This is a genomic window from Allobosea sp. CER48, from assembly GCF_044752385.1.
Lineage (GTDB): Bacteria > Pseudomonadota > Alphaproteobacteria > Rhizobiales > Beijerinckiaceae > Allobosea.
The window spans coordinates 1-6,268 of record NZ_JBIWYK010000172.1 but is presented as its reverse complement, the minus strand read 5'-3'; the positions used below and the strand labels follow the sequence as shown (position 1 = coordinate 6,268).

The window sequence follows — 6,268 nt, the reverse complement described above, 5'->3', positions numbered from 1 at the left end:
CGGGCTGGTGCTGCTCGACAAGCGGCAACATGGCCTCGGGCCCCGGCAGGGTGAGCTGGCAGACCCGGTCCATATGCGCCTTGATGTCCCGGATCGCCTCCCATGCGAGCGGCATGCCGACCCCCTCGGTCAGCTCGACATGGAAAAGCTCGTCATAGCGCTGGAAGGAGGCGTGGTCGTCGCGCTGCGCCGCCTTTTCCTGAACATCGAGGAGGTCGGCGATCCTTTGCCGGCTCTGCGGCGCAAAGGCGACGCAGGCCTCGCGTACGATCGCGACCTCGACCGCCTCGCGCACGAAGCGCGCCTCCATCATCTTGCGCACCGAAAACTTGACCACGACCGTGCCGCGCTGCGGCTGGATGTCGACGAGGCGCGTCTTTGCGAGCGCGATCAGCGCCTCGCGCACAGGTTGACGCGACACGCCATATTTCAGCGCGATCTCCTGCTCCGAGAGGCGCGTGCCGGGCGGCAGTTCGAGCGCGATGATCGCACGCCGGAGCTCGGCTTCGACACGCCCGGCCGCGGAGGCGCCGGAGAATGTGGCGGGTGACGCCAACGAAAGGCTCAAGTCAAAAACCTCCAGGGCCTGTTGCGTACCATACCGCAACATACTACCATACAATCACTGCCGCAACCGGACACGGGGGAGCTGGCAGCAAGCTTACGTTCGAGGCGCCCGCGAACAAGCCGGGAAACGGCAGAGCGCTCGAACCCACGGGAGAACGCACCATGACCGCACGCCGCAGCTTCCTTGCCTGTTCCGCCGCACTGGCGATCTCCGCCGTCGCAGCGACTTCCGCCCTCGCCCAGAGTGTGACGCTTCGCTCGGCCGACATCCATCCGACCGACTACCCGACCGTCGAAGCCGTCCGCTACATGGGCAAGCTGCTCGAGGACCGGACCCAGGGCCGCGTCAAGATCAACGTGTTCCACTCGGCCCAGCTCGGCCAGGAGAAGGACACGATCGACCAGACGCGCTTCGGCGTCATCGACATCAACCGCATCAACATGGCGCCGTTCAACAACCTGATCCCGGCGACCAACATTCCGTCCCTGCCCTTCATCTTCCGCTCGGTCGACCACATGCGGAAGGCCATGGACGGGCCGATCGGCGACAACCTGCTCAAGGAATTCGAGAAGCACGACCTGATCGGCCTCGCGCTCTACGATTCCGGCTCGCGCTCCTTCTATAACTCCAAGCGTCCGATCAACAGCCCGGCGGACATGAAGGGCATGAAGATCCGCGTCCAGCAGTCCGACATGTTCGTCGCGCTGGTCTCTGCGCTGGGCGCCAATGCGACGCCGATGCCCTTCGGCGAGGTCTATTCCGCGCTGCAGACGGGCGTGATCGACGGCGCCGAGAACAACTGGCCGTCCTATGAATCGACCCGTCATTTCGAGGTCTCCAAGTTCTACTCGGTGACCGAGCATTCGCTCTCGCCGGAAGCGCTGGTGATGTCGAAGCGGAGCTTCGACAAGTTCAATGCGGCCGACCAGGCGATCATCAAGGCTGCCGCCAAGGAATCGGTCCTGAAGATGCGCGAACTCTGGGACGCCCGCGAGAAGGCCTCCGAGGCGAAGGTCAAGGCCGGCGGCGCCCAGATCAACCAGGTCGAGAAGAAGCCCTTCATCGACGCGATGAAGCCGGTCTACGACAAGTTCGTCACCGACCCGAAGCTGAAGGACATGGTCGCCGCCATCCAGGCGGTGAACTGAACCTCGTTCAGGCGGGGCGGTCCGTAACGGCCGCCCCGATTTCCAACGCCTCATCCTCAGACGCGATCGCAGATCGCTTCTGAGGATGATCCAGAGACGGCTGGAGCCATCCTTCGAGACGCCGCTTCGCGGCTCCTCAGGATGAGGGCTCAGGATGAGAAACCGGTATTCACGGACACCCCATGCGCGCCTTCACCGCTTTCCTGACACGCCTCGACGCCAAGCTCAGCCTTTACGCGCTGATCACCGCCGGGGCCGGCCTCGTCCTGATGACCGTGATGGTCGCCTGGGGCGTGTTCGGCCGCTACGTGCTCAACGACACGCCGATCTGGGTCGAGGCCGGATCGCTTTTCCTGATGTCCTGGTTCATCCTGCTCGGCGCCGCCGTCGGCGTGCGCGAGAGCGACCATCTCGGCTTCGAGGTCGGACTGGTGATGTCGCCGCCGCGGCTGCGCGCAGCGCTCATCGTCATCGGCGAGGGCCTGGTCTGCGCCTTCGGCCTGGCCATGCTCGGCTATGGCTGGCAGCTCGCGGCAGGCACCTGGAGCGACCGGATGCCGATCATCGGCATCTCGCGCGGATGGGACTATGTCCCGATCGCCGCCGGCGGCGCGCTGATCGCCCTGTTCGCGCTGGAGAAGCTCCTGCTCTTCGTCACCGGTGAGGAACAGGCGCCGCTCGGCTTCGTCCATTTCGGCGAAAGCCAGGAGGCCTGAGCCATGGAACTCTGGATTCTCTTCGGCGTCTTCTCGCTGCTGCTGCTGATCGGCATTCCCGTCGCCTTCTGCCTCGGCATCGCCTCGGTCGCGACCGTCGCCTATATGGGCCTGCCGCCGGTCGTCGTCTTCCAGCAGATGAATTCCGGCATGAACGCCTTCGCCATGATGGCGATCCCCTTCTTCATCTATGCCGGCGACCTGATGATCCGCGGCGGCATCGCCGAGCGGCTGATCCAGATGGCGGCGAGCCTCGTGGGCCACCTGCGCGGCGGCCTCGGACAGGTCAATGTCGTCACCTGCACGCTGTTCGGCGGCATCTCCGGCTCGGCCGTCGCCGATGCTTCGGCGGTCGGCGGGCTGATGATCCCGCAGATGAAGAAGCGCGGCTATGATGCCGACTACGCGGTCAACGTCACTGCGAACGCGGCGATCATCGCCCTGCTGATCCCGCCTTCTCACAACATGATCATCTATTCGCTGTCGGCGGGCGGCAATCTGTCGATCGCGGATCTGTTCACGGCCGGCGTCGTGCCGGGCCTGCTGCTCTGCGCGGCCTTGATGGTCGCGGCCTGGGCGGTCGCGGTGAAGCGCGGCTATCCGCGCGAGGCTTTCCCCGGCTTCGCGACCGTCGGCCGCTATGTCGTGCTGGCGCTGCCCGGCATCCTGCTGATCGGCATCATCTTCGGCGGCGTCCGTTCGGGCGTCTTCACCGCGACGGAGTCCTCCTGCGTCGCCGTGGTCTACGCCATCCTCGTCACCATCTTCGTCTACCGCCAGTTGACCTGGACGGCCTTCCTGGAGGCGACGCTGGGCGCGGTGCGCACCACGGCGATGGTGCTGCTGGTGATAGGCACGGCCGGCTCCTTCGGTTGGCTGATGGCCTTCCTGGAGGTGCCGCAGGCGACCATCGCCGCGATGAAGGCGGTCTCCGACAACCCGATCGTCATCCTGCTGATGATCAACCTGATCCTGCTGGTGCTCGGCACCTTCATGGACATGGCGCCGATGATCATCATCTGCACGCCGATCTTCCTGCCGGTGGTGAAGGCCTTCGGCGTGGATCCGATCCATTTCGGCGTCATCCTGATCCTCAATGCCGGCATCGGCCTCAATACGCCGCCGGTCGGCTCGGTGCAGTTCGTCGCCTGCGCCATCGGCCGCATCTCCATCGGCGAGTCCATGCGCACGATCTGGCCGTTCTACGGCGCCAGCATCGCCGTGCTCCTGCTCGTCACCTATGTGCCCGGCCTGTCGCTCTGGCTGCCGCGCCTGTTCCACTGAAGGACCGATCATGACCATCGAGATTCGCCAGGTTTCCCACCCCGAGGCCGTCAAGGGCTTCGATACGGCGGAGCTACGGCGCCACTTCCTGATCGAGACGCTGTTCGCGCCAGGCGAGGTCAAGCTGACCTACAGCCATCTCGACCGCGTCGTCGTCGGCGGCGCCATGCCGACCGGGACGCCCGTCGTGCTGCCGACGCCCAAGGCTGTCGGCACCGACGCCTTCCTCAGGCGGCGCGAGCTCGGGATCGTCAATGTCGGCGGCCCGGGCAAGGTCAGCGTCGGCGGCAAGGACCATGCGCTCGCCAAGCGCGATGCGCTCTATGTCGGCAAGGAAGCCGGCGAGGTCTCCTTCGCCAGCGACGATGCCGGCAACCCGGCGAAGTTCTACCTGCTCTCGACGCCGGCCCATGCCGCGCATCCGACCAAGGTGATCCGGGAGGCCGACGCAAAGACGATCGCCCTCGGCGAGCAGGCCACCGCCAACAAGCGCGTCATCCGCCAGTACATCATCCCCGGCGTCTGCGACACCTGCCAACTGGTGATGGGGGTGACCACGCTCGACGAGGGCAGCATCTGGAACACCATGCCGGCGCATGTCCATGACCGGCGCTGCGAGATCTATCTCTATTTCGACGTTCCCGCCGACGCCCGGGTCTTCCACCTGATGGGCGAGCCGCAGGAGACCCGCCATCTGGTCGTCGCCAACGAGCAGGCGATCCTGTCGCCCGGCTGGTCGATCCATTCCGGCGTCGGGACCAAGGCCTATTCCTTCATCTGGGGCATGGGCGGCGATAATGTCGACTATACCGACATGGACATGGTCGCGACCGGGGACCTGCGCTGATGCGCTCGCCGTTTGACTTGTGCGGCCGCACCGCGATCGTTACCGGGGCCAATACGGGCCTCGGGCAGGCGATCGCGGTCGCGCTCGCCCAGGCTGGCGCCGGTATCGTCGCGGTCGGCCGTTCCAGCATGGCCGAGACGAAGGCGCTGGTTTCTGCGACCGGCAGACCCTTCCACGAGATCACCGCCGACCTCTCGACGCTGGAGCCGATCGCAGGGATCGTCGAGGCAGCGGACGCCGCCGCGAAGGCCGACGGCTCCCGGCTCGATATCCTCGTCAACAATGCCGGCATCATCCGCCGCGCCGACGCGATCGACTTCACCGAGGCCGACTGGGACGCGGTGATGGACGTCAACCTGAAGTCGACCTTCTTCCTGACGCAGGGCGTGGCCAGGCGCATGCTGGCCGACGGCAAGGGCGGCAAGGTCATCAACATCGCCTCGCTGCTCTCCTTCCAGGGCGGCATCCGCATCCCCTCCTACACGGCATCGAAGAGCGGGCTTGCCGGGCTGACGCGTCTGCTGGCCTGCGAATGGGCGGGCAAGGGCATCAACGTCAACGCCATCGCGCCCGGCTATTTCGTCACCAACAACACCGAGGCGCTGCGCGCCGACCCGGAACGCAACGCCGCCATCCTCGGCCGCATCCCGGCCGGTCATTGGGGCCAGCCGCAGGAGCTCGGCGGGGCTGCCGTTTTCCTCGCCTCGGACGCTGCCGCCTATGTCCATGGCGTCGTCCTGCCGGTCGATGGCGGCTGGCTCGCGCGCTAGGAGAGACCGAGATGGACCGAAAGAACGAGCCCTTCGCCCATGATGCCGATCTCGCCTGGGAGCCGGCCGGCGACGGCGTGGCGCGCAAGGTCCTGACCTATCGCGACGAGGTCATGATGGTGCGCGTGCGCTTCGAGGCCGGCGCGATCGGCCCTGCACACAGCCATCCGCATATCCAGTGCTCGCTTGTCGAGAGCGGCATCTTCGACATCACCATCTCCGGGCGCACGGTGCGCCTGACTGCGGGCGACAGCTTCACCGTGCCGCCCGATGCGGTCCACGGCGCCGTCAATGTCGAAGCCGGGACGCTCGTCGACGTCTTCACGCCGATGCGGCAGGATTTCGTATCCTGACCAGCCAGCCCTCGCGCGCGGCTTGACTTTTTCATAACCCGTCAGCTATGGATTTAACCCATAACTGACGGGCTATGATTTTGATCGCGACGGATCACGACCAGCTTTTTCGGACACTCGCAGACCCGACCCGGCGGGCGCTGTTCGAATGGCTGTGCCGGGACGGCGAGCAGACGGTGGGGGCGCTGACGGCCCGCGCCGGCATCTCCCAGCCGGCCGTGTCGAAACATCTCGCGCTGCTCAAGCAGGCCGGTCTGGTGCAGGACCGACAGGCAGGCCGCCAGTCCCATTACAGCGCTCAACCGAGGGCGCTGGCGCCGCTGATCGACTGGACCGGCCGCATGGGCGGGTTCTGGGAGAACCGGTTCGACGATCTCGAAGATCTTCTCAAGAGGATGGACCAGTGAACGACGCTTCCACCGAACTCCGCTCCGTCGTCGTCGAGCGCGAATTTTCCCATCCGCCGGAGAAGCTCTGGCGCGCTTTGACCCAGCCGCATCTGATCGCGGAATGGCTGATGAAGAACGACTTCAAGCCGATCGTCGGGCATCGCTTCGACTTCAGCGCCGAATGGGGCGCGGT

The 6,268-nt window shown here is 65.8% G+C and carries 9 protein-coding genes; 8 read left to right on the top strand and 1 reads right to left on the bottom strand.

The genetic code is table 11. The features are described from left to right. Positions 1 to 568: GntR family transcriptional regulator (locus ACIPIA_RS08535; RefSeq protein ID WP_400508531.1), on the bottom strand; the 568-nt coding region annotated here is incomplete at its 3' end. A 161-nt stretch (positions 569 to 729) separates the two neighbouring features. Between ACIPIA_RS08535 and ACIPIA_RS08530 the strand changes: the two genes are divergently transcribed. The 8 genes from ACIPIA_RS08530 to ACIPIA_RS08495 all read left to right on the top strand — a co-directional run. Further along, the gene (locus tag ACIPIA_RS08530; RefSeq protein ID WP_400508529.1) at positions 730 to 1,716 is read left to right on the top strand and encodes a TRAP transporter substrate-binding protein; all 987 of its coding nucleotides are present in this window, start codon (positions 730 to 732) and stop codon (positions 1,714 to 1,716) included. A 182-nt stretch (positions 1,717 to 1,898) separates the two neighbouring features. Further along, a complete protein-coding gene (locus tag ACIPIA_RS08525; RefSeq protein ID WP_400508527.1) occupies positions 1,899 to 2,432 on the top strand; it encodes a TRAP transporter small permease in 534 nt (177 codons plus the stop codon). A gap of 3 nt (positions 2,433 to 2,435) precedes the next feature. After that, positions 2,436 to 3,716, top strand: a complete 1,281-nt coding sequence (locus tag ACIPIA_RS08520; protein ID WP_400508525.1) for a TRAP transporter large permease — start codon at positions 2,436 to 2,438, stop codon at positions 3,714 to 3,716. Positions 3,717 to 3,726: 10 nt separating this feature from the next. Further along, on the top strand, positions 3,727 to 4,563 hold the full coding sequence (gene kduI / locus ACIPIA_RS08515; RefSeq protein WP_400508523.1) for a 5-dehydro-4-deoxy-D-glucuronate isomerase: 837 nt from the start codon (positions 3,727 to 3,729) through the stop codon (positions 4,561 to 4,563). Beyond that, positions 4,563 to 5,333 carry a 2-dehydro-3-deoxy-D-gluconate 5-dehydrogenase KduD gene (kduD, locus tag ACIPIA_RS08510; RefSeq protein WP_400508521.1) on the top strand — a complete coding sequence of 257 codons (771 nt, stop codon included), beginning with the start codon at positions 4,563 to 4,565 and terminating at the stop codon, positions 5,331 to 5,333. The genes kduI and kduD overlap by 1 nt, the downstream gene beginning before the upstream one ends. Positions 5,334 to 5,344: 11 nt before the next feature. Beyond that, positions 5,345 to 5,686 carry a cupin domain-containing protein gene (locus ACIPIA_RS08505; protein WP_400508519.1) on the top strand — a complete coding sequence of 114 codons (342 nt, stop codon included), beginning with the start codon at positions 5,345 to 5,347 and terminating at the stop codon, positions 5,684 to 5,686. Between the two features lie 74 nt (positions 5,687 to 5,760). Next, positions 5,761 to 6,093 carry an ArsR/SmtB family transcription factor gene (locus ACIPIA_RS08500; RefSeq protein ID WP_400508517.1) on the top strand — a complete coding sequence of 111 codons (333 nt, stop codon included), beginning with the start codon at positions 5,761 to 5,763 and terminating at the stop codon, positions 6,091 to 6,093. Beyond that, on the top strand, positions 6,090 to 6,268 hold a 179-nt coding region (locus ACIPIA_RS08495; RefSeq protein WP_400508533.1), incomplete at its 3' end, for an SRPBCC family protein. The genes ACIPIA_RS08500 and ACIPIA_RS08495, both read left to right, overlap by 4 nt.

Excerpts from the sequence above, each read along its gene's own strand:
- kduI (WP_400508523.1), top strand. The coding sequence starts at position 3,727 with ATGACCATCGAGATTCGCCAGGTTTCCCACCCCGAGGCCGTCAAGGGC.
- kduD (WP_400508521.1), top strand. The coding sequence starts at position 4,563 with ATGCGCTCGCCGTTTGACTTGTGCGGCCGCACCGCGATCGTTACCGGG.
- ACIPIA_RS08505 (WP_400508519.1), top strand. The coding sequence starts at position 5,345 with ATGGACCGAAAGAACGAGCCCTTCGCCCATGATGCCGATCTCGCCTGG.
- ACIPIA_RS08520 (WP_400508525.1), top strand. The coding sequence starts at position 2,436 with ATGGAACTCTGGATTCTCTTCGGCGTCTTCTCGCTGCTGCTGCTGATC.
- ACIPIA_RS08500 (WP_400508517.1), top strand. The coding sequence starts at position 5,761 with ATGATTTTGATCGCGACGGATCACGACCAGCTTTTTCGGACACTCGCA.
- ACIPIA_RS08530 (WP_400508529.1), top strand. The coding sequence starts at position 730 with ATGACCGCACGCCGCAGCTTCCTTGCCTGTTCCGCCGCACTGGCGATC.
- ACIPIA_RS08525 (WP_400508527.1), top strand. The coding sequence starts at position 1,899 with ATGCGCGCCTTCACCGCTTTCCTGACACGCCTCGACGCCAAGCTCAGC.